Origin of the sequence: Variovorax sp. 22077 (assembly GCF_052044195.1) — a bacterium.
Classification (GTDB): Bacteria; Pseudomonadota; Gammaproteobacteria; order Burkholderiales; family Burkholderiaceae_C; genus Variovorax; species Variovorax atrisoli.
The window spans coordinates 1-26,312 of the sequence record NZ_JBQEQC010000018.1 but is presented as its reverse complement, the minus strand read 5'-3'; the positions used below and the strand labels follow the sequence as shown (position 1 = coordinate 26,312).

Genomic DNA, 26,312 nt, shown 5'->3' with positions numbered 1-26,312 from the left:
CGGGATGGGGGGCGTGTCGAAGCGTTTCGACACGCGCAAGGATGGCGGGCTGCTGGCGCTGGACACGGTCGACTTCGCGCTGCGCCCGGGAGAGTTCGTCTCCATCGTCGGGCCCTCGGGCTGCGGCAAGTCAACCCTGCTGCGCATCATGGCGGGGCTGGTCGCGCCGAGCACCGGGCGCTGCACGCGGCCCGACGGCATCGAGACCGCCTTCGTGTTCCAGGAGGCCGCGCTGCTGCCTTGGCGCAACGTGGAGCGCAACGCGCAGCTGCTGATGGAGCTCGAAGGCCACCCGCCCCAAAGCTATCGCCCGCGCGCTGCCGAGGCACTGAAGCTGGTGGGGCTCGCGGGCTTCGAGAAGTCGTATCCGCACCAGCTCTCGGGCGGCATGCGCATGCGGCTGTCGCTGGCCCGCGCACTCGCTCTGCGCCCCGGACTGCTGCTGCTCGACGAGCCTCTGGCGGCCGTCGACGAACTCACGCGCGACGTGTTGCAGGAGGAGCTCTCGTCGCTGTGGCGGCAGGCCGGCTTCACCGGCGTGCTGGTGACGCACAACGTGCACGAGGCGGTGTATCTCTCGAACCGGGTGGTGGTGATGTCGCCGCGGCCGGGACGCATCCTCGACGTGATCGACGTGCCCTTCGCATTTCCGCGTGCGCCCGAGCTGCGCGCCAGCGCGGACTTCGCGGCGCTCACCGGACAGGTGACGGCGGTGCTGCGCGCGCAGCATCATGCGCAGGCGGTCGCCTGAGGAAACGACGATGACGCGTTCTTCCTCATCTTCTTCCTCGCCTGCCCTGGCCTTCGCACGCAACGCCGGCCCCGTGCTGGTGGTCGCGCTGCTCGCCATCGGCTTCTGGTGGCTGCTGAGCGCCACCGTCTACCAGGGCAAGGGCTACCTGCTGCCATCGCCGCAGGAGGTCGCGGCCGCCACCGTGGAGAACGCCGCAACGCTCGCGGGTGCGACGCTCTCCACGCTGAAGGAGGCGCTGCTGGGCTACGCGCTGGCCATCGTCGTCGGCATCGCGGGCGCTGCGGTGCTGGCGCAGTCGCGGCTGCTGGAGCGCAGCCTGTATCCGTACGCGGTGCTGCTGCAGACCGTGCCGGTGGTGGCGATCGCGCCGCTCATCGTGCTCTGGTTCGGCTACAACGAGCTGTCGGTGGTGATCGTGAGCTTCATCATGTCGCTCTTCCCGATCATCAACAACACGATGCTGGGCCTGCGCTCCACCTCGCGCAATCTCGCGGAGCTGTTCGCGCTGCACCGCGCGGGCGGGCTGGTGTCGTTCTGGAAGCTGCGGCTGCCGGGCGCGCTGCCGCACATCTTCGCGGGGCTGCGCATCTCGGCGGGGCTGTCGGTGATCGGCGCCATCGTGGGCGAATTCATCATCGGCTCGGGCAATGCCGAAGGCGGGCTCGGCGTGCAGATCGTGTTCGCGCAGGGGCGCATGTACACCGCGCTGCTGTTCGCCGAGGTGATCGCGGCGACGCTGCTGGGCTTTCTCTTCTTCCTGGTGGTGAGCGCGATCGGCCGGCTGCTGCTGCGGCACTGGCACGAATCGGCGCTGGGAAGCTAGCCAGCCTCGCCGCCTTTCTCTGTCTCTATCTGGCGGATGCCACCGGATAGGGCGGCTTGCCCCGCGTACCCGTCATCAGGTCGGGCACCACCGTCTCCACGTCGGGCACCGCGCGCGCGGCGCGTTCCAGCTTCCTGGCGAGCGCCGCGTCCGGCACGCAGCCCTGCAGGTAGACCCAGCGGCGCTGGATGACCACCCAGACGCTGCCCTTCCTCACCCCCGGTACGGCCAGCAGCGCGGCGCGCACCTTGGGCGCGAGCGGCTTGTCGTAGCGGTAGGCGTTGCTGTCGGCGCACTTGCCGGCCAGCCAGCAGGTGGTGCCGCGCTCCAGCCGCGAGTGGGTCTGCAGGCGGCGCTCCTCGGTCGTATAGAACGGGCCCTCAGGCACGGCGCAGGCCGGCAGGCCCGAGGAGATCTGGAAGAACGGGTCGTCGAACCAGTTCTGCTTGACCGGCCCGTTCGCTTCCTGCGCCGTACCGGCCTGCGCGGCGAGCAGCAGGACAAGCAGGAGCGCAGGGCGAAGCGTCACAAGGGATGCTCTGTGTAGAAGCGCCCGCCGTGGAAGAGCAGCGGCGAGGCGCCTGCATCGTGCGAGCAGCGCTCCACCTCGCCCACGAAGATCACGTGGTCGCCTTCGTCGTAGCGGCTGCGGTTGAAGCACTCGAAGCTGGCTGCAGCGCCCACGAGCACCGGCGCGCCGCCCAGGCCTTCGGTGTAGGCCACGTCGGCCCAGCGGTCGATGTTCTTGGCGGCGAAGCGCTCGGCCAGCGCCTTCTGGTTGGCCGCGAGGATGTTCACCGTGTAGTGCGAGCCGGCGCTCAGCGCGGGCATCGAGCCGGCCGCGCGAGACAGGCTCCACAGCACCAGCGGCGGGGTCAGCGAGACCGAATTGAAGGAGTTGGCAGTGAGGCCGACCAGCGTGCCGTTCGCCGCGCGCGCGGTCACGACGGTGACGCCGGTGGCGAACATGCCGAGGGCTTCACGGAACTCGTCGGACGAAAAGGAGGGCGGCTGGGCCCGGCGGGGAGTGGTCACGGAAAAAGAAGCAAAGGCCGGATGCGGGAGGCCCATTTTGGCTCAGCGCCCGCCGGCCTGCCCGCCGGGGCTCATCAACTCGGTCACCAGCCGGGTATAGGCGGCTGCGGCCGGGGAGGGCGTGCGCGCCGCCAACGTGACGAGGCTGTAGTGCGTCTGCATGCGCTCCAGGCCCGCCACCGGCAGGGGAACCAGCGTGTCGGTGTCGTGGCCCGGATGGCTGGGGACAGGCGCGACCGGCGCGAGGATCACCGCGCCGGCCGTGAGTGCCAGGTGCCGCAGCGTGCCGGTGTCGTCGCAGGTCACGTTGAAAACGCCGCGGTCGCCGCGCGGGGCGAGCCGGTCGAACTGCAGCGCCACCTCGGCCGGCAGGCGCGGGCCGGCGACGGGATGGTCCATGAGCTTTTCGAGGCGCACGGGCTGCGGCCTGAGCTTGAGCAGCGGGTGCTTCGGCCGCACGAAGAAGGACACCGGCAGGTTGGGCAGCCGCGCGAGCTTCAGGCCGGGCTGCTGCTTCGTCAGGTCGCGCGTGTCGGCCACGAACAGGTCGAGTTCGCGGCGGTGCAGGCGCTCGCACAGCGTGGCGGTGTCGGCCACCTCCATGCGCATCTGCAGCTGTGGATGGCGCTGCGTCATGAGCGACAGCGCGGCGCGGCCCAGCGTGCCGGCGGCGAAGGGGCCGAAGCCGACCGCGAGGCTGCCGATGGCCAGCCCTTCGAGCTGCAGCACGTCGCGCGCGATCTGCTGCGCGTCGGCCAGCAGCTCGCGCGCGCGTGCCAGCACCAGCTCGCCGGCCTGGGTGAAGCGCACGCTGCCGTAGGCGCGGTCGACCAGGCGGGCCTGCAGGCTTTCCTCCAGGCTCTCGATGCTGCGCGAGAGGGCGGGCTGCGAAAGATGCACCGCCTGGGCCGCGCGGCCGAAGCTGCCCTGGTCGGCGAGGGCGACGAGATGCTGGAACTGGCGCAGCTGCATTTTGCGTTTTAGTTAAAAAGAACGCGCATATTTTGCATTTGCCAGTGATTCGGTCGCTTCGCAGAATCGCCGGATGACTTCTTCCTTGCCAGCTTCTCCTTCGTCCTTCTCCGCCGCGCTCGTCGCCCTTGCATGCGCGCTGGCCGCACCGTCCGCCACCTTCGCGCAGGCCGCGCCCAAGGCGCCCGAGCCCTCCACGCTCAAGGCCAATGCCGAGATGGCGAAGACGCTGCCCTTCGCCAACCGGCAGGACTTCGAGGACGCGATGCACGGCTTCGTCGGCACCGTGCCCGACGCGCTGGTGCCGGGCGCCGGCGTGCGCCCCGTCTGGAGCATGAAGCCCTACGACTTCCTCAAGGCGGACGCGCCGGCCGACACCGTCAACCCCAGCCTGTGGCGGCAGGCGCAGCTCAACGCGATCCACGGCCTGTTCAAGGTGACCGAGCGCGTCTACCAGGTGCGCGGCTTCGACATCGCCAACATGACCATCGTGGAAGGCGACAGCTCGCTGATCGTCATCGATCCGCTGCTGGCCGCCGAGACCGCGCGCGCCGCGCTCGAGCTCTACTACCAGCACCGCCCGCGCAAGCCTGTGGGCACGGTGATCTACACGCACGGCCACGCCGACCACTTCGGCGGCGTGAAGGGCGTCGTCGACGAGGCCGACGTGAAGGCCGGCAAGGCGCAGGTGCTCGCGCCCTCGGGCTTCATGGAAACGGCCGTGGCCGAGAACATCCTCGCGGGCAACGCGATGAGCCGGCGCTCGCAGTACCAGTTCGGCACGCTGCTGCCGCCGGGTCCGCGCGGGCAGGTCGACACCGGCCTGGGCAAGGCGCTGGCGCGCGGCACCATGTCGCTGATCGCGCCCACCTCCACCATCGACAAGCCGACGGAGGAGCGCACCATCGACGGCGTGCAGTTCGTCTTCAGGCTGGTGCCGGGCTCCGAGGCGCCGTCGGAAATGCTCATGTACCTGCCGCAGTTCCGCGTGCTCAACATGGCGGAGGACGTGACGCACAACATGCACAACCTCTACACCATCCGCGGCGCGGAGGTGCGCGACGGCAACCTGTGGTCGAAGTACATCGACGAGGCCCGCGTGGCCTTCGGCGGCAAGGCCGAAGTGCTGATCGCCCAGCACCACTGGCCGACCTTCGGGCAGGACCGGATCGTCGACCTGCTGAAGAAGCAGCGCGACATGTACAAGTTCATCAACGACCAGTCGCTGCGCCTGCTCAACCAGGGCTACACCGCGGCCGACATCGCCGAGACGCTGCGCATGCCAGCGAGCCTGGAGCAGGAGTGGTCCGCGCGCGGCTACTACGGCACGCTGCGGCACAACGCCAGGGCCGTCTACCAGAAGTACCTGGGCTGGTACGACGCCAACCCCGCCAACCTGAACCCGCTGCCGCCGGTGGCCTATGCGAAGAAGACCGTCGAGTACATGGGCGGCGCCGATGCGGTGCTGGCGCGCGCCCGTAAAGACTTCGGCAAGGGCGAGTTCCGCTGGGTGGCCAGCGCGATGAGCCAGCTCGTGTACGCCGACCCGACCAATCGCGCGGCCCGCGAGCTGGGCGCCGATGCGCTCGAGCAGATGGGCTACCAGTCGGAAGCCGGGACCTGGCGCAGCGCCTACCTGGTGGGCGCGATGGAGCTGCGCAACGGCGTGCCGAAGATCGCGGGCGGCAACAGCGCCAATGCCGATTCGCTCAAGGCCGTGAGCAACGACCTGTTCTTCGACTTCCTGGGCGTGCGGCTGAACGCCGCCAAGGTCGAGGGAAAGAAGATGGCCATCAACTGGAACTTCACCGATTCCAACGAGCAGTTCGTGCTGACGCTGGAGAACTCCGCGCTCACGCACATCGCCGGCCGCCAGCCCGACGCCGACGCCACGGTGACGCTGAACCGCGCCACGCTAGACGCGATCACGCTGAAGGAAACGAGCTTCCCGGCGGCGGTGCTCGCAGGCAAGGTGAAGATCGACGGCGACCGCGCGAAGCTGGCGGAGCTGATGTCGATGCTCGACACCTTCGAGCCGATGTTCCCGATCGTCGAGCCGAAGGCTCAGCCGAAGAACCAGTAGCAGACCGCGACGGCAGCCACCACGCCCGCCAGCTCGGCCAGCAGCGCGCACGACACCGCGTGCCGCGTGCGCTGGATGCCGACCGCACCGAAGTACACCGCCAGCACGTAGAAGGTGGTCTCGGTGCTGCCCTGGATGGTGGCGGCCACCAGGGCAGGGAAGCTGTCGACGCCGTGGCTCTTCATGGTCTCGATCAGCATCGCGCGCGCCGCGCTGCCCGAGAAGGGCTTGACCAGCGCGGTGGGCATGGCGTCGACGAAGCGTGCGTCGAGCCCCGCCGCCGTCACCAGCCAGCGCAGGCCGCCGAGCGCGAAGTCGAGCGCGCCCGAGGCGCGCAGCACGCCGATGGCGCACAGCATCGCCACCAGGTAGGGCAGCAGGTTCTTCGCGATGTCGAAGCCTTCCTTCGCGCCCTCGATGAAGCATTCGTACACCTTGATGCGCCGGATGGCGCCCGCCAGCAGGAACACGACGATCACGCCGAACAGCGTGAGGTTGCCCAGCAGCGACGACAGCGAGGCGATGGCCGCCGCCGAGAGCGTGCCCAGCAGCGCCATGAAGCCGCCCAGCAGCAGCGCGCCCGGCAACAGGTAGGCCAGCACCACCGGGTCCCACAGCCGCAGCCGCTGCGCCACCGCCACCGACAGCAGCCCGACCAGCGTGGAGGCGCTGGTGGCCAGCAGGATCGGCAGGAACACCAGCGTCGGGTCGCCCGCGCCCTGCTGGGCCCGGTACATGAAGATGGTGACCGGCAGCAGCGTCAGCGACGAGGCATTGAGCACGAGAAAGAGGATCTGCGCGTTGGTGGCCGTCACAGGGTCGGGGTTCAGCCGCTGCAGCTCGCGCATCGCCTTCAGGCCGATGGGCGTGGCCGCGTTGTCCAGCCCGAGCGCGTTGGCCGCGAAGTTCATGGTGATGAGGCCCAGCGCCGGGTGCCCCGCGGGCACGCCCGGCATGAGCCGCCGGAAGAGCGGCCCCAGCAGCCGCGCGAGCCAGCCGACCAGCCCCGCCGCCTCGGCGATGCGCAGGAAGCCCAGCCACAGCGTCAGCGTGCCGAACAGCAGCACCATCACCTCGACCGCCAGGCGCGCCATCGCGAACAGCGCCTCGACCAGCGCCGCGAACACCGTCGGGTCGCCGCCCACGAGCCACCGGCCCAGCGCCGCCAGCGTCGCCACCCCGAAGAAACCCAGCCACAAGCCGTTGAGCACGCTTCTTTTCCTTTTGTTTCGCTTCGATGATAGGCCCGCCATCGCGGGCCGCCGCGAGCTACAGTTCGGCCCATGCGCGCCTCCACCGTCCGTCGATTCGCCGCCTTCGCCCTGGGCGCCGCCGCCCTCTGGCTGGCGGGCTGTGCGAGCCTGCCGCCGCCGCAGCCGCGCCCGGTGGTCACGGCCTTCACCGACGTGGCGCAGACCGAGCTCGGACAACTCGCCGCCAAGGGGACGCCCGGCGGGTCGACCTCGCTCTCGGGCTTCAGGCTGCTGCCGGAGGCAGCCTTCGCGTTCGACGCGCGCATCTCGCTCGCGCGGCACGCCGAGAAGTCGCTCGACGTGCAGTACTACCTGATCCAGAAGGACGACGTCGGCCTGCTGTTCCTCAAGGAGCTGCGCGAGGCCGCAGCGCGCGGCGTGCGCGTGCGGCTGCTGGTGGACGACCTCTACACCGGCGGCGAGGACGAGGTGTTCAGCACGCTGTCGGCCTTCCCGAACATCGAGGTGCGGCTGTTCAACCCGCTGCCCTCGCGCGCCGATTCGCTGGCGACGCGGCTGCTGTTCTCGCTGAGCGACTTCGGCCGCATCAACCATCGCATGCACAACAAGCTGCTGGTGGCCGACAACAGCTTCGCGGTCTCGGGCGGGCGCAACATCGCCAACGAATACTTCATGCGCAGCACGGCGGCGAACTTCATCGACATGGACGTGCTCTCCAGCGGCCCGGTGGTGCGCCAGATGTCCGAGGGCTTCGACCGCTACTGGAACAGCGAGCACGTGCGCCCCATCGAGCAGATCGCGCCGCTGCGCATGCCCGTGGAGCAGGCGCAGAAGCGCTTCGACGAGATCGCGCGCACCGCGGTGCCCGACGTGGCCATGCACCAGCGCGACGTGCTCGACAAGTCGCCCGTGGGGCAGCAGCTCATCGCCGGCAACGTGGAGCGCTACTGGGCGCCGTCGACGCTGTTCGTGGACGACCCCGAGAAGATCACGCGCAAGGCCGACGCCGCCTACGCCGGCAGCGTGACGGAGGGCGCGCTCAGCGTCATCAATTCGGCCGAGCGCGAGGTGAAGATCGGCTCGCCGTACTTCATTCCGGGCGCGCGCGGCATGGCGATGATGAAGAAGGCCATCGACCGTGGCGGCCGCATCACGGTGGTGACGAACTCGCTGGGCGCCACCGACGAGCCGCTGGCCTATGCGGGCTACGAGCGCTACCGCGCCGACATGCTGAAGATCGGCGTCACCATCTACGAGATCGCGCCCACGCTCACCGGGCGCTCGGGGCGCTTCGGCGACTTCGGCAAGTCGATCAGCCGGCTGCACGCCAAGCTGGCGATCGTCGACGACGAGCGCTTCTTCATCGGCTCGATGAACCTCGACCACCGCTCGGCTGCGGTCAACACCGAGATCGGGCTGGTCATCGACAGCCCCGAGCTGGTGAAGGACTACGACCGGCTCATGAGCGGCGAGCGCGTGAACCTCGGCTACCGCCTGCGCCTGGGCCCCGACGGCCGGCGCGTCCAGTGGCTGGAGTACGACGACGCCGGCGGCGACATCGTCCACGAGGACGAACCGGGCGAGTTCCTCTGGCTGCGCTTCAAGAACTGGCTGCTGCTGCCCATCGTGGGCGAAGAGCTGCTGTAGCCGTTCTTTTGCCTCCTGCGCTCTCCGCGCCCCCCTGGCGCACCGTGGCCGTGTAATACGGATTGCACACTGGCCCTCTAGATTGCGGCGTCCCACGACACAACAACCAGAGGGATTCCCCGATGCGCACCACCCCCACCGCGGCCCCCGCGCCGCGCGCCATGCCCGACCTGCGCTGGCTTGCCGGCCTGGCCTGCACCGCCATCCTGCTGCAGGGCTGCAACGGCGGCGACAACGGCCAGTCGATTGTCCTGGGGCCGCCGGTGCCCCCAGCACCCGCTCCGGCGCCTGCGCCGGCTCCCGCGCCCGCCCCGCAGTCCGACGCCGCCTCGGCCGACGCCAACCTGCAGGCCACGTGGGTGGAGATCGGCGACAACAACGCCGCCATCGCGCGCGCCATCACCGGCTACACCGCGCCGGCCTCGGCCATCACGGCCGACGCCAATGCCGTGTGCCCGCAGATCACGGTGGACGGCAAGACGACGCGCATGACCCTGCGCGTGGCCGCCGGCACGATGGCGCTGCGCACCACCGCCAGCGACCCGGCCGATTCCAAGCCCTCCGCCTTTCCCGTGTCGGCCTGCGAGACCACGCTGCCGACCGACGCGAAGCAGGCCGCCATCGGCACCCGCACCCTGCCACTGCCCAAGGCCGAGCCGCAGCGCGTGCTGGTGCTCGCCGACACCGGCTGCCGCCTGAAGAAGGCCGACAAGGCCTACCAGCCCTGCAACGACAGCACGGTATGGCCCTTCGCGCCGATCGCAGCCACCGGCGCCGGATTCAACCCCGACCTGGTGCTGCACATCGGCGACTACCACTACCGCGAGAACGTCTGCCCCGACGACATCGCCGGCTGCAAGGACAGCCCCTGGGGCTACGGCTGGGACACCTGGCAGGCCGACTTCTTCAAGCCGGCGGCACCGCTGCTGGCCAAGGCACCGTGGATCGTGGTGCGCGGCAACCACGAGGAATGCGCACGCGGCGGCCAGGGCTGGATGCGCTTCCTCGATCCGCGCCCGTATGCCGACAAGCGCTCGTGCAACGACCCGGCCAACGACAGCACCGGCAACTACTCCGAGCCCTACGCGGTGCAGCTGGGCACGGGGTCGCAGGTCATCGTGTTCGACTCGGCCAAGGCCGGCAAGGTGGCGCTGGCGACCAACGATCCGCAGTTCATCGCCTACCAGAAGCAGTTCCAGACCGTCGCGACGCTGGCCGCCAAGCCCGGCATCACGACCACGATGTTCACCAACCACCATCCCATCCTGGCCTTCGCGCCGGTCGCGGGCCAGACCCCGGCCTCGGGCAACCTCGCGCTGCAGTCTGTGATGGGCAACCTCAACCCCAAGGCCTACTACCCGAGCGGCGTGCACATCGCGCTGCACGGCCACGTGCACGACTTCCAGGCGCTGAATTTCGCCACCGACCATCCCGCGACGCTGGTGTCCGGCAACGGCGGGGACAACCTCGACGTGGCGCTGCCCGATCCGCTGCCCGCCGGCACGGCGCCCGCGCCCGACGTGACGGTCGACCGCATCACGCACCACAGCAGCTTCGGCTTCATGCTGATGGAGCGCAAGGCGTCGCCCGCCGTGGGCTGGACTTTCAAGGCCTACACGGTGGCGGGCAAGCTGCTCGCCACCTGCCAGCAGACCGGCCGCACGCTGGCCTGCGACAAGACCGGCTTCCTGACGCCGTGACGATGCGCGCCGCGCCGCGCCGGCGATGACGGCTGCCTGCGTAGCCTGGGCGGGCGCTGCCGCCGTCGCCCTTGCCGCGACCACTACCGTGGAGATCAACCCGGGCGGCCCGCCGAGCGTGGTCGTCGAACGCATCGGCGCCACGCCCAAGGTCTCCGCGCGCATCGATCCCACCGAGGCCACGTTCAGGCCCGACCCGGCGCTCGCCGCGCTGGGCAGGCGCATCTTCTTCGACACGCGCCTCTCGCAGCCGCAGGGCACCTCGTGCGCGAGCTGCCACGATCCGCTGCGCGCCTTCACCTCGACGCTCAACGCGGCCTCGCTGTCGGGCCCGCGCACGCCGCAGGGCAGCCGGCCGGGCCGTTTCAGCGCGCGCACGGCGCCGTCGCTGCTGTACGTGCGCTACGTGCCGCGGCGGCACTTCTACCAGGACGACGACGCGCCCTTCGCTTCGCCCTTCGGCGGCCTCTTCGCCGACGGCCGTGCCGACACGCTCGCCGAGCAGGCGCGCGGCCCGCTGTTCGACCCCGACGAGATGAACAACGCCTCGCCGCAGAGTCTGCTGCGCAAGCTGCGCGGCACCGACCTGGCTCCCGCGATGTCGCTGGCCTTCGGGCCGCGCGTGCTGCGCGACCCCGAACAGGCGGTGAAGGGCATCGGCCAGGCGCTGCAGGCATACCTGCAGAGCGACGAAATGGCGCCCTTCAGCTCCCGCTTCGACGACTACCTGCGCAAGCGAGCGCCGCTGAGCCCGCAGGAGATGCGCGGCCTCGCGCTGTTCAAGAACCCCGACAAGGGCAACTGCATGTCGTGCCACACGCTGTCGGACACGGCGAGCCGGCCGGAGCGCTCGCTCTTCACCGACTTCGGCTACGACGCCATCGCCGTGCCGCGCAACCTCGCGCTGCCGGCCAACCGCGATGCGCGCCGCTTCGACAACGGCCTGTGCCGCACGGCGGCCCGGCTGCGCTGGCCGGAGCCGAACCAGTGGTGCGGCTACTTCCGCACGCCGGGACTGCGCAACGTGGCGGTGCGCCAGAGCTTCATGCACAACGGCGTGTTCACCACCCTGCGCGAGGCGGTCGCGTTCTACGCCACGCGTTCCACCGATCCCGCCGAGTGGTACCACGGCAAGCCGACCTTCGACGACGTGCCCGCCGCCTACCGGGGCAACATCAACGTCAACTCCACCCCGATGAACCGTCGCCCCGGCACAACACCCGCGCTGACGGAGGAGGAGATCGACGAGATCAGCGCCTTCCTCGGCACGCTGACCGATGCCCCTTATGTGGCGGCCATGCCGAAGCCGGCCAAGAAGTAGCCGCCAAGGTCATCTTCCGGGCGGGAAGGTGCGTTACATTCCTCGAAAGAGTGTGAACTTTTGTCACAGACGCATTCACTTCCGGAGACTTCGACCATGACCGTTCCCATGCCGCGCGAGTCGATTGCGCCGCTTTCCACCAGCCGTCGGCGTGCGCTGACCGGCCTGGCCGCCGCCACTGCCGCCGCCGGCCTCGGCTTTCCGGCGCTCGCGCAGAACCGGCCGGTGCGCGTGGGAACGACCTTCGACAACAGCAGCGTCGAGAAGGCCAACGGCCAGGGCCTCTACCAGGGCTCCAGCGCCTTCTTCAGCGCGCTGAACAAGGCCGGCGGCATCAACGGCACCAAGGTCGAGCTCGTGATGGCCGACGACACCTTCAAGCCCGACGTGGCCAAGGCCAACGCCCTGGCCTTCGAGAAGGACAGTTCGGTGCTCGCGCTGGTGCACCCCCTGGGCACGCGCCAGACGGCCGAGGTGATGGATGCGGTGCCCGGCATGGCCGTGGTGGGGCCCATCACCGGCACGATCTCGCTACGCAAGAAGAATGCGCCCAACACCTTCTGGGTGCGCGCCAACTACGACCAGGAGGTCGAGAAGCTCGTGAGCACCGCCGCCGTGCTGGGCCAGAGCCGCATCGGCCTCGTGCATTCGGAAGACCCGCTGGGCCAGTCGGTGCTGGCGGCCTTCAAGAGCGCGCTGGCCAAGGCCAAGCTGGAGCCTGCGGTCATCGCGACCACGCCCAACACCACCAGCATGGAAGTGGGCCCCGCCGCAGCAGCCATCGCCAAGGCCAAGCCGCAGGTGGTGGTTGTCGGGCTGGCCGGCACGGCGCCGGTGTTCCTGAAGGCGCTGCGCGAGGCGGGCAACAGCAGCTCGGCCTACGGCCTGTCCATCACGGCCAGCGCGCTGTCGGCCATGGGCGACCTGGCCAAGGGCCTGGGCTTCGTGATCGTCGTGCCCTCGCCATACGCGACCAGGTTCGAGGTCGTGCGCCGCTACCAGGCCGACATGGTGGCCAACGGCGTCAAGGATTTCTCGCTCACCAGCCTGGAGGGCTATCTGAACGCGGCCGTGCTCGCCGAAGGCATGCGCCGCGCGGGCGGCACGCTCACGCGCGCCTCGGTGATGTCGGGCCTCGCCAGCATCGAGAACTTCGACCTCGGCGGCGTGAAGATCAACTACGGACGCACCAACCGCGAAGGCGGCCAGTTCGTGGACGTGGCCGTCATCGGCAGCCGCGGACAGATGCTGAGCTAGGCCAGGTACTGCCCTAGGCTTCGCGCGCTTCGTATAGCTTCGCCAGCCCCCTCACCGGGGGCGACGCCTGCGGCCCGGCAAAGCCGGTTCCGCGGGGGCCTGCAATCAAACCCCGACGCCCAGCAAGCCCTCCAGCAGCTCCTGGTCGGCCGCCAGTTCCGCGCTGGGCCCCGCATGCACCACCGTGCCGCGCTCCAGCACGATGGCCTTGTGCGTCATCTCCAGCGCCAGCACCGGGTGCTGCTCCACCACGATCGACGCGAGCCCCTCCGATTCGCACAGCCGGCGGATCGCCGCCGCCAGTTCCTCCACGATGATCGGCGCGAGGCCTTCCATGGGCTCGTCGAGCAGCAGCAGCTTCGGGTTGGTCATGAGAGCGCGGCCGATGGCGAGCATCTGCTGCTCGCCGCCCGAGAGCTGGTTGCCGTAGTTGCTGCGCCGCTCGCGCAGGCGCGGGAAGAAGTCGTAGACGCGCTTGAGGTTCCAGCCGCCCAGGCGCGAGATCACGGTGAGGTTCTCCTCGACGGTGAGCGAGGGGAACACCTCGCGTTCCTGCGGCACCCAGCCCAGCCCCGCGCGCACGCGCTGGTGCGAGGGCCAGCGCACGATGTCCGTGCCCTGCCAGCGGATCGCGCCCTGGATCACGCGGGTGTTGCCCATCAGCGTCTCGAGCAGCGTGGTCTTGCCCACGCCGTTGCGCCCGAGGATGGCGAGGCTCTCGCCCTGCTGCAGGGAGAAGTCGAGCCGGTCGAGCACCACGGCGTTGCCATAGCCGGCGGTGACGTTGTCGAAGGCGAGTGCTTCAGGCATGTGGGTGTGGGTGGTGGTGGAGGTGCGAGCTGCCCAGGTAGACCTCGCGCACGCGCGGGTCGGCGCCGATTTCCGAAGGCGTGCCCTCGGTGAGGATGCGTCCACCCACCAGCACCGAGATGCGGCGGGCGAAGCGGAAGACCAGCTTCATGTCGTGCTCGATGAAGAGCACGCTGATGTCCGCGGGCAGCGCCGCGATGGCCTCGAACAGCTCGCCGCTCTCGTCCTCCGGCACGCCGGCGGCCGGCTCGTCGAGCAGCAGGATGCGGGGCTTCGCCGCCAGCGCGAGCGCGATCTCGAGCAGCCGCTGCTTGCCGTAGGCCAGCTCGGCCACGGGCACGTCGGCGAGGCCGTCGAGCTTCAGCGTGCGAAGCAGTGCATGGGCTTCGTCGAACACCGCGGTGCAGCCCTTCAGCGGCCGCCACCAGGTGGCGCCCAGCCCTTCGCGCTCGCTGATCGCCAGCACCACCGACAACAGCGGCGTGAGGCTGGGAAAGAGCGTGTTGATCTGGAAGGTGCGCGCCAGACCCATTCGCGCACGTTTGTCGCCGGAGAGTCGCGTGATGTCCGCCGCGCCCATGTGGATGCTGCCGCTGGTGGGCTTGAGCACGCCGGTCAGCAGGTTGATGAGCGTGGTCTTGCCGGCGCCGTTGGGGCCGATCAGCGCCTGCCGCGCGCCGGGTTCGAGCGAGAGGTTCACCTCGGCCACGGCCTGGAAGGCGCCGAAGCGCACGCCGAGGTCCTGCGTGCGCAGGGTGTGCGTGGCGTTCGTCATCGCGCCTTCCCCGTGCGAACGAGGCGCGAGAGCGCGCCCATGATGCCGCCGCGTCCCAGCATGACGGCGGCGATCAGGAAGACGCCGAGCCAGAACATCCAGTACTGCGGGTTCATGTCGGCGAACCAGTCGTGCACCAGCATGTAGACGATGGCGCCGATCATCCCGCCATAGAGCCGCCCCGTGCCGCCGAGCACCAGGATGATGAGCACTTCGGCCGAGCGGTTGAAGCCGATCGATTCGATGCCGACGAACTGCGTGGTCTGCGCCAGCAGCGCGCCCGCCACGCCCGCCACCGCCGCCGAGAAGGCGTAGGCCATGCGCAGCCGCGCCTCCACCGGCGAGCCGATGGCCGTCATGCGCTTGCGGCTGTCGTGGATGCCGCGCAGCGCCAGCCCGAAGGGCGAGCGCAGCACCAGCCGCACCAGCAGGAACATCGCGAGCACCACGCCGAAGGCGTAGCCGAACGCCGTCTTGCCGTAGAGGTCGAATTCGAAGAAGCCGAGCACCGGCGCGATGACCACGCCCTGCAGCCCGTCGGTGCCGCCGGTGATGCCCGAGAGCCGGTTGGCCAGTTCGTAGAGCAGCACGCACACGCCGATGGTGATCATCAGCCGCGTGAGATCGGCGCCGCGCACCACCAGGTAGCTCAGCGCATAGCCCAGCGCGCCGCACACAGCGAGCGCGAACACGAGTCCGCTGAAGGGCTCGCTCCAGCCGTACTTGGCCAGCAGGCCCGCCGCATAGGCGCCGGCGCCGAAGAAGGCCGCATGGCCCACGGTGAGGATGCCCGCGTAGCCCAGCGCCATGTCGAGCGACACCGCGAACAGGCCGAAGATCAGCACCTGGCTCATCAGCGTGAGCTTGTCGGGCAGCAGGAAGAAACTCGACGCCAGCGCGAGCCAGAAGGCCGCTTCGGCGATGCGCAGCTGCGCGGGGGAAAGGTTCAGGGCTTTCATGCGAGCCCCTTCTTCGCGACGATGCCGTTCGGCAGCACCAGCAGCATGACGATCATGAAGACGTAGATGAGGAATGCGCCGGTCTCCGGCAGGTAGTACTTGCCCGCCACGTCGACGATGCCGACCAGCAGCGCCGCGATGAAGGGCCCCGTGACGGTGCCCGCGCCGCCGACGCAGACCACCATCAGGAAGTAGACGAGGTACTTGAGCGGAAACGAGGGCTCCAGCCCCAGCATCCCCAGGCTCAGCGCGCCGCCCAGGCCCGCGAGGCCGCAGCCCAGCGAGAAGGTCAGGAAGAAGAGCCGCTGCACGTGGATGCCGGTGCCGCCGGCCACGCGCTGGTTGTCGACCGCCGCGCGCACCATCGCGCCGTAGCGCGTCTTGCCCAGGCCCAGCAGCAGCGCGGCCAGCACGAGCACGCCGCAGACGATCAGGAAGAGCCGGTAGCGGCCCACTTCCAGGCCCGCCAGCGACACCTGCCCGTCGAGCGCCGGCGGCAGCGCGAAGGGCTGCATCGTCGGGCCGAAGAAGTAGGTGAAGGCTGCGATCGACACGAACACCACGCCGATCGACAGCAGCACCTGATCCAGCGGATGCGCGCGGTACAGGCGCCGGTAGAACACGAACTCCAGCACCGCGCCCAGCACGGCCGCCGCCACGAAGGCGGCGGCGAGCGAGAGGCCGAAGCCCACGCCGAACCGGCTCATCAGCACGCTCGCGGCATAGCCGCCCACCATCGCGAAGCTGCCGTGCGCGAGGTTGACGAAATTCATGAGCCCCATCGTGATGGACAGGCCCACGCCGATGAGGAAGAGGAGCATGCCGTAGGCCACTCCGTCGAAGATCACGATGCCCATGAATTTCCCGCTGGCTGACTCGCTGGCTGATTGACTGAACGATCGGTCTGCAGCGCGCCTACTTGGCGGCCGCGCCTTCCTTCGCCGGGTCCTTCACGCGCTCGAACTTGTCGAACTCCACGTTCACCAGCTGGCCGTTCACGCGCTCGGTCTTGCGGATGTAGACGGTCTGCACGATGTCGCGCGTGCCCGGGTCGATCTCCACCGGGCCGCGCGGGCTCTCGAAGCTCAGGCCCTTGAGCGCGTCCATGAACTTGTCGCCGGAGGTGTCGCCCTTGGTCTTGGCCAGCGCGAGGTCGATGGCGGCCATGGCGTCGTAGGCGGTCACGGCGAAGTAGCTCGGGCGCAGCTTGGTGCCGTTGTCGGCGGCGAAGTCCTTCACGAACTTCTGGTTCTTCGGCGAGGGGTGCGCGAAGGAGTAGTGGTGGCTGGTGACCAGGCCCAGCGCCACGTCGCCGGTGGCGTCGAGGTAGCTGTCGTCGGTGGCCTCGCCGGTCGCGAAGAGCTTGATGCCGGCCTGCTCCATGCCGCGCTCCTTCCAGACCTTCAGGAAGGCCGGCGGCATCACGCCCGAGGGGAAGAAGAAGAACACGGCCTGGGGCTTGGCGTCCTTGATGCGCTGCACGTAGGCCGAGAAGTCGGGGTTGTTCATCGGCGTGCGCACCTCGCCCGAGACCTTGCCGCCGCCGGCGGTGAAGGTCTTCTTGAAGGCGGTTTCCGCGTCGACGCCCGAGGCGTAGTCGGCGACCACGGTGTAGGCGTCCTTGATGCCTTCCTTGAGCATGTAGCGCGCCATCGGGTCGGTGACCTGCTGCACGGTGAACGACAGGCGCGCCACGTAGGGCGAGCTGGTGGTGATGGCCGACGAGGCCGCGTTCATCACGATGGTCGGGATCTTCGCCTGCGTGGCGATGGCGCCCACGGCGTAGGCGTTGGGGCTGAAGTCCAGGCCGGTGAGCACGTTCACCTTGTCGCGCACGATGAGCTCCTGCGCGATGCGCTTGGCGGCGTCGGGCGCGGGGCCGGCAGTGTCCTTCTTGATGATCTCGACGGTGCGGCCGCCCACCTTGCCGCCGTGCTCCTTCAGGTAGAGCGCGATGCCGGCGTCGAACTGGCGGCCGTAGTCGGCGTACGGGCCCGAGTAGGTGGCGATGAGGCCGATGCGCAGCGGCTCGTCGGCCGCATGCGCCGTGGCGCCCGCGAGGCCGAGGCCGGCCAGAAGCAGGGTCGAGAGGAGGGTTCTCTTGGTCATCGTCATGGAAAAGGACCTTTCAGGTGGAGTGGATGCGCCCGACGGGGCGCTGCTTTCGTGTAACCGGGTGCAAGCGAAGCGCGCGATGATGCCCGAGCCAGGCGTCAGACCTGCGTATCGGGCACGCGCACAGTGAGGCCATCGAAGGCCGCGGTGATGCTGAGCTGGCAGCTCAGCCGCGAACCGGGCCGGCGCTCCGACGCCACGACGTCGAGCAGCGCGCTCTCCATGTCGTCGGGCGGCGGCAGCAGGTCGATGAAGGCGTCGTCCACGTAGACGTGGCAGGTGGCGCAGGAGCAGCAGCCGCCGCACTCGGCATCGATGCCGCGCACGTTGCCGCGGATGGCGGTCTCCATCACGCTGGCGCCGACCTTGGCGTCGACCTCGCGCGTGGTGCCGTCCTTGAGGATGTAGTGGATCGTGGGCATGGGGTTTAGAACATGTCGAAGTACTCGCGGTGTTCCCACTCGCTGACTTCGAGGTTGAAGCGGGCGATCTCCGCTTCCTTGATGTGGCAGAGGTAGTCGACGAAGGTCTTGCCCATCTGCGCGTTGAGCATCTCGTCGCGGCGCAGGCAGGCGAGGGCGTCGCCCAGTGAACGGGGCAGCTGCTCGGCCGGCGTCTCGTAGGGCGCGTCGGCGGAGGGGCCGGGGTCGATCCGGTTGCGGATGCCGTCGAGGCCCGAGAACAGCTGCGACGCCAGGTACAGGTACGGGTTGGCCGTCGGCTCGCCCACGCGGTTCTCGATGCGGGTGGCCGACTGGCCCGGGCCGCCGAGCACGCGCAGCATCGCGCCGCGGTTGTCCTTGGCCCAGATCGCGCGGTCGGGCGCGAGCGAGAAGGGGCGGTAGCGCCGGTAGCCGTTGATGGTGGGGCTCGCCAGCGCCGCGGCGCCGCAGGCGTGCGCCTTGAGGCCGCCGAGGTAGTGCATGCCGGTCTCGCTCAGCGGCTGCCCGCCCGCGGCTTCCGGCATGAAGGCATTGACCCCGTCGCCCTTGCGGCGCAGCGACTGGTGCAGGTGCCAGCCGCTGGACATCACGTTCGGGATCTTCGGCCGGCACATGAAGGTGGCATGCAGCCCGTTGCGCTGGCAGACCTGCTTGATGGCGCTGCGCAGCAGCACCATGGTATCGGCGGGCATGACGCCGGCCGTGGGACCGAAGGTCAGCTCGAACTGGCTGGGGCCGAATTCGATCTCGAGCGAGCGCAGCGGAAGGCCCAGCGCCATGAGCTGCGAGCGCAGCAGCTCCATCAGCGCGTCGACGCGGTCGTAGCGCAGCTCGGTGAGGTACTGGTGGCCGTGCGAGAGCAGCGACACGCGCGGCGGCTCGCCGGGCTGGCCCGAGTCGGCCAGGCCCATGCGCGCGTCGTCGAGCTTGAAGACATGGAACTCCACCTCGAGGCCGGCGATGAAGTCCAGCCCCAGCTCGTCGAGCTGGCGCACCGCGCGCTGCAGGATCTGCCGCGTGGCGAAGGGGCAGGGCCTGCCGTCGGCCATGTAGGCGTCGCACATCACCCAGCCGGTGCGCGGCGACCACGGCAGGACCTTGAAGGTGGCGGGGTCGGCCACGATGGTGAAGTCGGCACCGCCCTGCAGGCCCTCGACCGCGAAGCCGCCGCCCTGGGTGAATACCGGGAACACGGTCTTGTGCGACGTGTCCTTGGCCAGCAGGGTCGAGGTGAGGTTGACGCCTTCCCAGAGGGCCGAGCGCGCCTCGGCCGCGACCAGCGTCTTGCCGCGCAGGATGCCGTGCTGGTCCGGCCAGGCGAAGCGGACGAGGTCGACCTCGCCGCCGTCGATGCGGCGCACCAGTTCCCTGGCCTGCGCGTGCTGGTCTTCGCTCCAGAGGCCGAAGCGGTCGACGAATGTGTGGCTGCTCATGGCGCTTGTGTCCTGTGAGCGGGGCTCAGGCGGCGGCCAGGCGTGCGGAGGCCCAGTCCGACTTCAGTCGCCGGGCGCGGTCGGCGTCCTGCCAGTAGGCCTCGGTGGCGGCCTCGTCGGCGACGTTGCGGCCGATGCCGTCGATGGAGGGCGGCCCGGTCATGGCGCTGGCCTGCGCGGCGTCGATGACCATCGGTGCGCCTTCGCCGGCGAGCGTGGCCTCGATCGCCTTCACCAGCACGCGGCGGTAGGCAATGATCCCCTTGTCGGTGCTGCCCAGGTGCTCGCGCGTGCGGTCTTGAATCGGGCCCTGCGACTCCACCGCCCACTGGTCGTGCACGTTGATGTCGTCGCCCATGCCGGTGTAGGTCTCGGTGAGCTGTTCCTCGACGCTGTAGCCGTAGTTGTTGCGCTTGTTCTTGCGCGAGGTGTAGTCGGGCAGTTCGTAGAGCTTCAGGCGCTGCTCGCGCATCTGCTGCTTGTCGACCGGGCCGGTGAAGCTCGTGAAGATGGCGTACCAGTAGCAGTGCGTGTCGTCCACCGGCACGTGCCACTGCGAGATGGTCATCTCGGAGCTCATCGGGATCACGAAGGCCTGCGGGAACACGAGGTTGGTCACGCGCACGTGGGTGGTGTCTTCCGACAGCTTGCGCAGCGCCTTCAGTCGGAAGCCGTAGTCGGTGGGCTCGACGCTGATGTCGGGCCGGTCGTACTCGCGCAGCACCTTGGTGATCGGCATGTCGGAGTCGGCCGAGGCGCCGCGGAACTGCTTGCCGTAGCTCTCGGAGGTGTCCTCGTCCTCGAAGAAGCGGTGCAGGTACGAGGCATGTGCCGGGTCGATGCCCACCTCGAGCGCCTGCAGCCAGTTGCACTCGAACAGGCCCTTGAACGCGAAGGTGTGGCTGTCGGGCGCGACGAAGCAGTCGAACTCGGGGAAGGCCGGGGGCTCGCCCTCGCCGATGTAGGCGAAGACCACGCCGCTCTTCTCGACCACCGGATAGGCCGACTGCTTGATGCGGGTGCACAGCTTGCTGGTGGCGGGCTCGGCCGGGGTCTCGAGGCAGTTGCCCTTGGCGTCGAACAGCCAGCCGTGGAAGGCGCAGCGCAGGCCGCCGTTCTCGAGCCGGCCGAAGGCGAGGTCGGCGCCGCGGTGCGGGCAGTCGCGGTCGAGCATGCCGAGCTGGCCGTTCTCGTCGCGGAACAGGACGAAGTCCTGCCCCATGAGCTTCACCGGCTTGACCGGGCGCGGACCCGCCAGTTCGTCGGCCAGGGCCACCGGCTGCCAGTACCGGCGCAGCAGCTTGCCGGCGGGGGCGCCGGGTCCGACGCGGGTGATGAAATCGTTCTGCTCTGCGCTGATCATCGTGCGGGCTCCATCGTGGGGACTGTGGAAAGAGGCTTGCAGCCATTGCATGCAACTGTATGCATTGTCTTGGTGATCCTCGATCCCGGTCAAACTTTCATCTGCAAAATTGCCCCAATCTGGGGCTTTCAAAGGCCAAAATCAGGGTAAACGCTGAGCGTATCGTCGGTTTTTGACACTGGTTGTGAAGCAATGCATGCAACAACCGAGCCAGAGTAAATACGCTGCGTGCAATGCGGAGTCCGTCTCCTAGAATTCGCCCATGGACTCCCAACAATCCCGCGTGCTCGTGCAACTGCGCGACATGATCCTCAAGGGCGAATTCGTGCCCGGAGAGCGGCTGGCCGAGATCCCGCTGGCCGAGAAGCTCGAGGCTTCGCGCACCCCGGTGCGGCTGGCGCTGGCCAGCCTGGAGCACGAAGGGCTGATCGAGCAGTCGCCCAGTGGCGGCTACCAGATGCGCCGCTTCACCTCGCAGGAGGTGGCCGACGCCATCCGCGTGCGCGGCGTGATCGAAGGCTTCGCCGCGCGCCTGCTGGCCGAGGACGGCGCCTCGCGCCAGCTGCTGCGCGACCTGAAGGACTGCCTGGAAGACGGCGACCGCGCCGTGAACAAGCCCAGCATGGAGCTCGACGACTACGCCGCCTACGTCGAGATGAACGACCGCTTCCACAAGCTGATCATCGAAGGCTGCGGCAACCTCGCGCTCAAGCGGGTGATGGACATGCTCGGCGGCCAGCCCTTCGCCGCCCCGAGCGCGATGCTGCCGATGCAGTCGTCGATGGAAGAGGGCCAGCAGTGGATGCGCCAGGCGCACCGCACCCACCATGCGATGGTGCAGGCCATCGAGCGCGGGCAGGGCTCGCGCGCGCAGGCGCTGGGCGAGGAGCACGTCGAGATCGCGCGCATGAACCTCGACTACGCGCTGGAGCGGCCCGAACTCGCGGCCGAGCTCATGCCGGGCATCAAGCTGGTGGCGAAGGGTCGCGGCGGCGCCTGAATTCCGGGCGCCGGCGGCCGCCTGGCGGTACGGCGGCTCAGCTGCTGAGAGCGCGCCGCGGCGTCACCACCGCCTCCACCGCCGCGCCGACCGCGAGCAGCCGGTGATCGGTGTTGCCGATGCCGGCCACCATCAGCCCCACCGGCGCGGTGCCCGCGTCATGGCAGGGCACCGAGAGCGCACAGCCGTCGAACAGGTTCACCACCGAGGGGTTGCGCAGCATGCGGCCGTTGATCCGGTAGTAGGTTTCGTCGTCCTTCAGCACCTCGGCGATGGGCGGCGCGATGTCGGGCGTGGTGGGCATCAGCATCGCGTCGTAGCTTGCGGCCGCGGTGTTGATCGAGCGGATGAACTGGCGGCGCAGCGCCTGGAGCTGCAGGTAGTCGGGCGCGGTGATCGTCTCGCCGGTCCTGATGCGGGCCAGCACGCGCGGGTCGTACCTGGCGGCGCCGGTCTTGATGAACTCGCGGTGCCAGGTGAAGGCCTCGGCGGCGGTGATCATGCCGCGCGGGTTGATGTTCGGCGCCTTCGCGAATTCGGCCATCGGCAGCTCGGTGACCGTCGCGCCCGCGGCCGAGAGCTTGGCCAGTGCCGACGCGAAGGCCGCGGCCACCGGCGGCGAGAGCTCGTCGAGGAAGAAGGTCCCGGGCACCGCGAAGCGCAGGCCGCGCATCGGCAGCACCCGCAGCGGACGCGGCAGCTCGGCGGCGAGCACGGCATCGAGCAGGGCGCAGTCTTCCACCGTCCAGGCCATCGGCCCGGCCGAGTCGAAGGAGGTCGACAGCGGCAGCACGCCGTCGAGCGGAACGCGCCGCTGCGTCGGCTTGAAGCCCACCAGTCCGTTGAGGGCCGCCGGGATGCGCAGCGATCCGCCGGTGTCGGTGCCGATCGCGCCGGCCGCCATGCCGTCGGTCAGCGAGATCGCGCCGCCCGAAGTCGAGCCTCCGGGGATGCGGCCCGTCGCGCGGTCGTAGGCGTTCTTCGGCGTGCCGTAGTGCGGGTTGATGCCCAGGCCGGTGTAGGCGAACTCGACCGTGTTGGAGCGCCCGATGATGATCGCGCCGGCACGCCGCAGCCGTTCGACCACGATGGCATCGCGCGCGGCCGGCGGCTGGCCGGCCAGCACCGTGGAGCCCCCCAGCGTGGTGACGCCGGCTTCGTCGAACAGGTCCTTCAGCGAGATCGGGATGCCTGCGATGGGCGACGCGGCAGGTCGGCCGCTCTTGCGCTCGGCGTCGAGCCGCGCGGCGGTGGCACGGGCCGAGTCGGCATGCACGCGGATGAAGGTGCGGGCACCCTCGCCGGCAGGGTTCTGGATGGCGGCCAGCGCTTCTTCCACCAGCTGGCTGCTGCTGAGGCTTCCGGCGGCGAGGCGGCGCGACATCTCCGCCATCGAGAGCTGTCCCAGGGCTCGGCCGGTGGTCGCCTCAGGCGGTTTCTGGGCGAAGGCTTGCGGCCAGAACGAGAGCACGCCGGTGGTCGCGGCGGCGCCGGTGGCCTGCTGCAGGAAGTGGCGACGTCCTTGTTGTTTCTGCTGCTGCGTCATGGCGCGCTCCCCCGTCGTTCGGATGGAATCGGGCCAGTCTACACAGCCGAGGCTGCGGAGGCGTTGCCGGCCGTTACCGTTGCGGTTGCCGGGTGTCGGGCACCTCGATCAGCAGTTGCGGCCTGTAGCCTTCCTGCTCGCCGTTGCGCGCGTAGCCCAGCGGGTTGGCGACCACGCGGCAGCCGTTCTTCACGTAGTCGGACGGACAGTGCAGATGGCCGTGCAGCCAGAGCTGCGCGTGGGGCAGCAGCGCGTCGAGCGCGTTGCAGAAACCCGCGGTGCCGGGTGTCAGGCCGTAGCGCGGGTCTCCGCTCTCCAGGCTGGGCGCGAAGTGCGTGATGACCACCGTGGTGCCGTCGAAAGGCTCGGCCAGCGCCTGCGTGAGCCACTCCTGGCAGGCGAGCGCCTGCTCCCGCAGCTGCGCGGCGAGGAAGAGTTCGCCGTTACGCATGGTGGCCGCTTTTTCAAGATAGAAATCGGCCGCGCGCATCGCCTTGCCGCGCTTCTTGAGCGCTTCGGCAAGGCCGTCGGTCGGCTCGGCGAGCGCGTCGAAATCGGCCCAGAGCGTGGTGCCGACGAAGCGGACGCCTTCGATCACGCGGGATTCGCGCTCCAGCCAGATGATCTCGAGCTCGTCGCAGAGCGCGCGCAGGCGCTCGTGGGTCTCGTCGAAGTCGACGTTGTCGTATTCGTGGTTGCCCGGCACGTAGATCACCGGCACCGGCCATCCGTTGCGGGGCGAGAAGCGGCCCAGGCCGAAATCGGGGTCGATCAGGCGGGAGCCCTGCTGGTAAGAGCCGATGTCGCCCGCCAGGACCAGCATGTCGGCACCGGGAAGCGGCTCGGCCCGGAAGTGCGGGTTGGACTCCAGGTGCAGGTCGGAAAGCAGTTGCAGCTTCATCGTCGGGCCAGTCTAGGTGAATTGTCCCATGCATGACGCGCATAAGGTTTGGGTTGAATTTATAGGGTTAACCCTTATTCTTGAAACATCAACCACTCCAGCGCAGCCACAAGCCGCGCACCATCATGTTCAGCCTTCTCGCCCAAGTGGCCCGTTTCTTCCGTTCTTCAAGCGCCAATGCGCCGGCCAGCCACGCCGCCGCCCTGATGGAAAGCGCCGACATCCGCGCCGGCCGTGGCGCCCGCCATGCCCAGGAACTGCGCGCCGCCGCCAGCGCCTGGCTCAGCGTCGTCCGCTGATCCACTGACTGACAAGCAAGGTCAGTCGGGCACCTTCTGTCCGAGGACCGACCCGGCGAAAGCCGCGGCTGCGGAGCGCAGCAGCGCATTGCGCAGCCACTCGTGAGAGTGCCCGTGCTGGGCGCGCCGGTGCCAGATGGCGTCCACGTGCACCGGCGGCTGGTCGAAGGGCAGGTCGCGCAGCACAAGCTGGTCGTCGATGCCGGTCACGGTCACGAAGTGACGGGGCAGCACGGTCAGCAGATCGGAATTGGCCACCACCCGGCCCGCGGTGAAGAACTGGTTCACCGTCACCACGATGCGTCGCTCACGTCCCATCGCGCCCAGCGTCTGGTCGATGAAGCCGTAGGGACGGCCGGAAAAACTCACCAGCAGATGCCGCGCCGCGCAGTAGTCATCGAGCGTCAGCGGCGCTTTCGCCAGCGGATGGCCGCGCCGCATCACACATACATATTGGCCCAGGTAGAGCCGCTGTGTCTCGAACGGGACTCCCACGCCCGACTGGCCGCGCGCGGCGAGGCTGGCGATCACCGCCGGGAAGTAGCCGACGGCCATGTCCACTTCTTCCTGCTCGAGCATGCGGCGCGGGTCGCGCGTGGTCAGCGGCAGCACGCGCAGCGAAATGGCCGGGGCCTCCTTTTCCGCAATCTGCACCAGGCCTGGTATGAGCTCGGCCGCGGTTGCGTCCGCCATGGCCAGCAGGAAGGTGGTGTCGGCCGTGCCCGCGTCGAACTCCCCGGGCGCGAGCGTGTGCTGCAGCTGGCGAAGGGCATCGCGCACGGTCGGCCACAGGGCGAGCGCACGAGGGGTGGGTTCGACGCCTGCGCCGGAGCGGCGCACCAGCTCGTCCCCCAGAACTTCCCGCAGGCGCCGGAGCGCGTTGCTCACCGCCGGCTGGGTGATGGACAGGTTCCGGGCCGCGCGCGTGAGGTTGCGCTCTGCCATCACCTCGTCGAAGACGCGGAGGAGGTTGAGGTCGAGCGTGCGAAAGTTGACGTCCATCAGTGGTGTGAATGATAAACATCAGAAAGATAAAGTGGATAAACACTGGGGTAATCCCTAATATCACCCCATCGGCCTTGTTCGCCACCACTGATTACCAATGTCCCAGGAGGGATGCATCATGACTAGCTTCGTTCACGTTGACCAACCTACTGTCCACCCCGGCGTGCGTCGCGCCGAAGTCCTGTTCGGCCAGATCCAGGCCGCCCGCGCCGGTGCCAACGGCGCCCGCCCGCTCATCGCACTGCTGATCGTCGCGATCGCGGCGGCGGTGCTGGTGGTGACCGAGTCGCTCGTTTCCAACTGGAACGAAGGCGGCCTGCTCGCTGCCTGGGCGGTGTTCTGCATTGCAGCCATTGCCTTGTTCGCACTGTTCGCAGGCTCGATCCGCCAGGGCCGCCTTGCCTCGGCATGGCGCTCCGCTGCTCAACGCCGTGCCGCCGCGCATGCGGATGCCCGCTTCCTCGCCACTGCACAGAGCGACCCGCGCGTGATGCAGGAGTTGCAGGCCGCCATGTGGCGCCAGCAGTCGGAAGGCACCGTGTCGGCAACCGAGGCAGCAAAGATCGATGCGCTGGCCCGCATGAATGTCCGTTCGCAGGAAGTGCGCATGCCTACGCTGTACGAAGCGATGCGCCGTATGAACAGTTCGCGCTACTACTAATAAGTAGAGAAGCGAAGCGCTGGATGAAGAAAGCCGCCCTAGGGGCGGCTTTCTTTTTTGGCCCACTTCTAAGGCTTGTCTTGGTCTGGCGTGAGGGCTGATCAAAAAGAATCGTGCGGAAGTTGACGGGCCGAGAAAATCTGTCATATACTCGAGGGCTTCGCTACTGACGGCCTTGTGTTGTTGAAGCGGCTGG

25 protein-coding genes are annotated in these 26,312 nt (G+C 69.0%); 10 read left to right on the top strand and 15 right to left on the bottom strand.

Annotation, left to right across the window (positions count from 1 at the left end; genetic code table 11):
- The coding region (locus tag ACTJLF_RS23490; protein WP_440884010.1) for an ABC transporter ATP-binding protein at nt 1-751 on the top strand (751 nt) is incomplete at its 5' end.
- Between the two features lie 10 nt (nt 752-761).
- A complete protein-coding gene (locus ACTJLF_RS23485; protein WP_440884009.1) occupies nt 762-1,577 on the top strand; it encodes an ABC transporter permease in 816 nt (271 codons plus the stop codon).
- 25 nt (nt 1,578-1,602) lie between these two features.
- Here the strand turns inward: ACTJLF_RS23485 and ACTJLF_RS23480 are convergent, their stop codons facing one another.
- From ACTJLF_RS23480 to ACTJLF_RS23470, 3 genes are read right to left on the bottom strand one after another with little or no spacing between them, the layout of a single operon-like run.
- On the bottom strand, nt 1,603-2,106 hold the full coding sequence (locus ACTJLF_RS23480) for a BON domain-containing protein (RefSeq protein WP_132801775.1): 504 nt from the start codon (nt 2,104-2,106) through the stop codon (nt 1,603-1,605).
- Entirely contained in the window at nt 2,103-2,648 is a 546-nt protein-coding gene (locus ACTJLF_RS23475) for a flavin reductase family protein (protein WP_020722994.1), read from the bottom strand. The genes ACTJLF_RS23480 and ACTJLF_RS23475 overlap by 4 nt, the downstream gene beginning before the upstream one ends.
- A gap of 6 nt (nt 2,649-2,654) precedes the next feature.
- The gene (locus tag ACTJLF_RS23470; protein ID WP_440884008.1) at nt 2,655-3,584 is read right to left on the bottom strand and encodes a LysR family transcriptional regulator; all 930 of its coding nucleotides are present in this window, start codon (nt 3,582-3,584) and stop codon (nt 2,655-2,657) included.
- Nucleotides 3,585-3,657: 73 nt separating this feature from the next.
- On the opposite strand from ACTJLF_RS23470, the gene ACTJLF_RS23465 reads away from it, so the two are divergent.
- Nucleotides 3,658-5,667 carry an alkyl/aryl-sulfatase gene (locus ACTJLF_RS23465; RefSeq protein WP_440884007.1) on the top strand — a complete coding sequence of 670 codons (2,010 nt, stop codon included), beginning with the start codon at nt 3,658-3,660 and terminating at the stop codon, nt 5,665-5,667.
- Here ACTJLF_RS23465 and ACTJLF_RS23460 read toward each other — a convergent pair.
- Nucleotides 5,649-6,878 (bottom strand): nucleoside recognition domain-containing protein, encoded by a 1,230-nt coding sequence (locus ACTJLF_RS23460; protein WP_126183470.1) that lies wholly within the window; start codon nt 6,876-6,878, stop codon nt 5,649-5,651. The genes ACTJLF_RS23465 and ACTJLF_RS23460 overlap by 19 nt on opposite strands.
- A gap of 72 nt (nt 6,879-6,950) precedes the next feature.
- Between ACTJLF_RS23460 and ACTJLF_RS23455 the strand changes: the two genes are divergently transcribed.
- From ACTJLF_RS23455 to ACTJLF_RS23440, 4 genes are all read left to right on the top strand, one after another.
- Nucleotides 6,951-8,528, top strand: a complete 1,578-nt coding sequence (locus ACTJLF_RS23455) for a phospholipase D family protein (protein WP_126183469.1) — start codon at nt 6,951-6,953, stop codon at nt 8,526-8,528.
- Between the two features lie 122 nt (nt 8,529-8,650).
- Entirely contained in the window at nt 8,651-10,228 is a 1,578-nt protein-coding gene (locus ACTJLF_RS23450; RefSeq protein WP_440884006.1) for a metallophosphoesterase, read from the top strand.
- Nucleotides 10,229-10,253: 25 nt separating this feature from the next.
- On the top strand, nt 10,254-11,549 hold the full coding sequence (locus tag ACTJLF_RS23445; RefSeq protein ID WP_132801789.1) for a cytochrome c peroxidase: 1,296 nt from the start codon (nt 10,254-10,256) through the stop codon (nt 11,547-11,549).
- Between the two features lie 96 nt (nt 11,550-11,645).
- Nucleotides 11,646-12,806: an ABC transporter substrate-binding protein gene (locus tag ACTJLF_RS23440; protein WP_132801791.1), complete on the top strand. Its 1,161-nt coding sequence runs from the start codon at nt 11,646-11,648 to the stop codon at nt 12,804-12,806.
- 105 nt (nt 12,807-12,911) lie between these two features.
- Here ACTJLF_RS23440 and ACTJLF_RS23435 read toward each other — a convergent pair whose 3' ends face one another.
- The 8 genes from ACTJLF_RS23435 to ACTJLF_RS23400 form a co-directional block, all read right to left on the bottom strand.
- The gene (locus ACTJLF_RS23435; protein WP_440884005.1) at nt 12,912-13,616 is read right to left on the bottom strand and encodes an ABC transporter ATP-binding protein; all 705 of its coding nucleotides are present in this window, start codon (nt 13,614-13,616) and stop codon (nt 12,912-12,914) included.
- The gene (locus ACTJLF_RS23430) at nt 13,609-14,391 is read right to left on the bottom strand and encodes an ABC transporter ATP-binding protein (RefSeq protein WP_440884004.1); all 783 of its coding nucleotides are present in this window, start codon (nt 14,389-14,391) and stop codon (nt 13,609-13,611) included. The genes ACTJLF_RS23435 and ACTJLF_RS23430 overlap by 8 nt, the downstream gene beginning before the upstream one ends.
- Entirely contained in the window at nt 14,388-15,350 is a 963-nt protein-coding gene (locus ACTJLF_RS23425; RefSeq protein WP_440884003.1) for a branched-chain amino acid ABC transporter permease, read from the bottom strand. The genes ACTJLF_RS23430 and ACTJLF_RS23425 overlap by 4 nt, the downstream gene beginning before the upstream one ends.
- A complete protein-coding gene (locus ACTJLF_RS23420; protein WP_440884002.1) occupies nt 15,347-16,207 on the bottom strand; it encodes a branched-chain amino acid ABC transporter permease in 861 nt (286 codons plus the stop codon). The genes ACTJLF_RS23425 and ACTJLF_RS23420 overlap by 4 nt, the downstream gene beginning before the upstream one ends.
- A 58-nt stretch (nt 16,208-16,265) precedes the next feature.
- Complete coding sequence (locus ACTJLF_RS23415; protein ID WP_440884001.1) at nt 16,266-17,465, bottom strand: ABC transporter substrate-binding protein; 1,200 nt, start codon at nt 17,463-17,465, stop codon at nt 16,266-16,268.
- A 98-nt stretch (nt 17,466-17,563) separates the two neighbouring features.
- Complete coding sequence (locus ACTJLF_RS23410) at nt 17,564-17,887, bottom strand: 2Fe-2S iron-sulfur cluster-binding protein (protein WP_019653472.1); 324 nt, start codon at nt 17,885-17,887, stop codon at nt 17,564-17,566.
- Nucleotides 17,888-17,892: 5 nt separating this feature from the next.
- Nucleotides 17,893-19,341 carry a glutamine synthetase family protein gene (locus ACTJLF_RS23405; RefSeq protein WP_440884000.1) on the bottom strand — a complete coding sequence of 483 codons (1,449 nt, stop codon included), beginning with the start codon at nt 19,339-19,341 and terminating at the stop codon, nt 17,893-17,895.
- A gap of 25 nt (nt 19,342-19,366) precedes the next feature.
- Complete coding sequence (locus tag ACTJLF_RS23400) at nt 19,367-20,704, bottom strand: aromatic ring-hydroxylating dioxygenase subunit alpha (RefSeq protein WP_126183460.1); 1,338 nt, start codon at nt 20,702-20,704, stop codon at nt 19,367-19,369.
- A 262-nt stretch (nt 20,705-20,966) separates the two neighbouring features.
- On the opposite strand from ACTJLF_RS23400, the gene ACTJLF_RS23395 reads away from it, so the two are divergent.
- Entirely contained in the window at nt 20,967-21,704 is a 738-nt protein-coding gene (locus ACTJLF_RS23395; protein WP_019653469.1) for a GntR family transcriptional regulator, read from the top strand.
- A 37-nt stretch (nt 21,705-21,741) separates the two neighbouring features.
- On the opposite strand, the gene ACTJLF_RS23390 is transcribed toward ACTJLF_RS23395, so the two are convergent.
- Both ACTJLF_RS23390 and ACTJLF_RS23385 read right to left on the bottom strand, forming a co-directional pair.
- Entirely contained in the window at nt 21,742-23,250 is a 1,509-nt protein-coding gene (locus tag ACTJLF_RS23390; protein ID WP_440883999.1) for an amidase, read from the bottom strand.
- Between the two features lie 73 nt (nt 23,251-23,323).
- Nucleotides 23,324-24,151: a metallophosphoesterase gene (locus ACTJLF_RS23385; protein WP_126183458.1), complete on the bottom strand. Its 828-nt coding sequence runs from the start codon at nt 24,149-24,151 to the stop codon at nt 23,324-23,326.
- 125 nt (nt 24,152-24,276) lie between these two features.
- On the opposite strand from ACTJLF_RS23385, the gene ACTJLF_RS23380 reads away from it, so the two are divergent.
- Nucleotides 24,277-24,450, top strand: a complete 174-nt coding sequence (locus ACTJLF_RS23380; protein ID WP_019653466.1) for a hypothetical protein — start codon at nt 24,277-24,279, stop codon at nt 24,448-24,450.
- 21 nt (nt 24,451-24,471) lie between these two features.
- Here ACTJLF_RS23380 and ACTJLF_RS23375 read toward each other — a convergent pair whose 3' ends face one another.
- The gene (locus tag ACTJLF_RS23375; protein WP_019653465.1) at nt 24,472-25,452 is read right to left on the bottom strand and encodes a LysR family transcriptional regulator; all 981 of its coding nucleotides are present in this window, start codon (nt 25,450-25,452) and stop codon (nt 24,472-24,474) included.
- A gap of 121 nt (nt 25,453-25,573) precedes the next feature.
- Here ACTJLF_RS23375 and ACTJLF_RS23370 point away from each other — a divergent pair, with 121 nt between their 5' ends.
- A complete protein-coding gene (locus ACTJLF_RS23370; RefSeq protein WP_020722991.1) occupies nt 25,574-26,116 on the top strand; it encodes a hypothetical protein in 543 nt (180 codons plus the stop codon).
- Nucleotides 26,117-26,312: the final 196 nt, after the last annotated feature.

Excerpts from the sequence above, each read along its gene's own strand:
- ACTJLF_RS23485 (WP_440884009.1), top strand. The coding sequence starts at position 762 with ATGACGCGTTCTTCCTCATCTTCTTCCTCGCCTGCCCTGGCCTTCGCA.
- ACTJLF_RS23475 (WP_020722994.1), bottom strand. The coding sequence starts at position 2,648 with ATGGGCCTCCCGCATCCGGCCTTTGCTTCTTTTTCCGTGACCACTCCC.
- ACTJLF_RS23470 (WP_440884008.1), bottom strand. The coding sequence starts at position 3,584 with ATGCAGCTGCGCCAGTTCCAGCATCTCGTCGCCCTCGCCGACCAGGGC.
- ACTJLF_RS23465 (WP_440884007.1), top strand. The coding sequence starts at position 3,658 with ATGACTTCTTCCTTGCCAGCTTCTCCTTCGTCCTTCTCCGCCGCGCTC.
- ACTJLF_RS23455 (WP_126183469.1), top strand. The coding sequence starts at position 6,951 with ATGCGCGCCTCCACCGTCCGTCGATTCGCCGCCTTCGCCCTGGGCGCC.
- ACTJLF_RS23450 (WP_440884006.1), top strand. The coding sequence starts at position 8,651 with ATGCGCACCACCCCCACCGCGGCCCCCGCGCCGCGCGCCATGCCCGAC.
- ACTJLF_RS23445 (WP_132801789.1), top strand. The coding sequence starts at position 10,254 with ATGACGGCTGCCTGCGTAGCCTGGGCGGGCGCTGCCGCCGTCGCCCTT.
- ACTJLF_RS23440 (WP_132801791.1), top strand. The coding sequence starts at position 11,646 with ATGACCGTTCCCATGCCGCGCGAGTCGATTGCGCCGCTTTCCACCAGC.
- ACTJLF_RS23435 (WP_440884005.1), bottom strand. The coding sequence starts at position 13,616 with ATGCCTGAAGCACTCGCCTTCGACAACGTCACCGCCGGCTATGGCAAC.
- ACTJLF_RS23430 (WP_440884004.1), bottom strand. The coding sequence starts at position 14,391 with ATGACGAACGCCACGCACACCCTGCGCACGCAGGACCTCGGCGTGCGC.
- ACTJLF_RS23425 (WP_440884003.1), bottom strand. The coding sequence starts at position 15,350 with ATGAAAGCCCTGAACCTTTCCCCCGCGCAGCTGCGCATCGCCGAAGCG.
- ACTJLF_RS23420 (WP_440884002.1), bottom strand. The coding sequence starts at position 16,207 with ATGGGCATCGTGATCTTCGACGGAGTGGCCTACGGCATGCTCCTCTTC.
- ACTJLF_RS23415 (WP_440884001.1), bottom strand. The coding sequence starts at position 17,465 with ATGACGATGACCAAGAGAACCCTCCTCTCGACCCTGCTTCTGGCCGGC.
- ACTJLF_RS23410 (WP_019653472.1), bottom strand. The coding sequence starts at position 17,887 with ATGCCCACGATCCACTACATCCTCAAGGACGGCACCACGCGCGAGGTC.
- ACTJLF_RS23405 (WP_440884000.1), bottom strand. The coding sequence starts at position 19,341 with ATGAGCAGCCACACATTCGTCGACCGCTTCGGCCTCTGGAGCGAAGAC.
- ACTJLF_RS23400 (WP_126183460.1), bottom strand. The coding sequence starts at position 20,704 with ATGATCAGCGCAGAGCAGAACGATTTCATCACCCGCGTCGGACCCGGC.
- ACTJLF_RS23395 (WP_019653469.1), top strand. The coding sequence starts at position 20,967 with ATGGACTCCCAACAATCCCGCGTGCTCGTGCAACTGCGCGACATGATC.
- ACTJLF_RS23390 (WP_440883999.1), bottom strand. The coding sequence starts at position 23,250 with ATGACGCAGCAGCAGAAACAACAAGGACGTCGCCACTTCCTGCAGCAG.
- ACTJLF_RS23385 (WP_126183458.1), bottom strand. The coding sequence starts at position 24,151 with ATGAAGCTGCAACTGCTTTCCGACCTGCACCTGGAGTCCAACCCGCAC.
- ACTJLF_RS23380 (WP_019653466.1), top strand. The coding sequence starts at position 24,277 with ATGTTCAGCCTTCTCGCCCAAGTGGCCCGTTTCTTCCGTTCTTCAAGC.
- ACTJLF_RS23375 (WP_019653465.1), bottom strand. The coding sequence starts at position 25,452 with ATGGACGTCAACTTTCGCACGCTCGACCTCAACCTCCTCCGCGTCTTC.
- ACTJLF_RS23370 (WP_020722991.1), top strand. The coding sequence starts at position 25,574 with ATGACTAGCTTCGTTCACGTTGACCAACCTACTGTCCACCCCGGCGTG.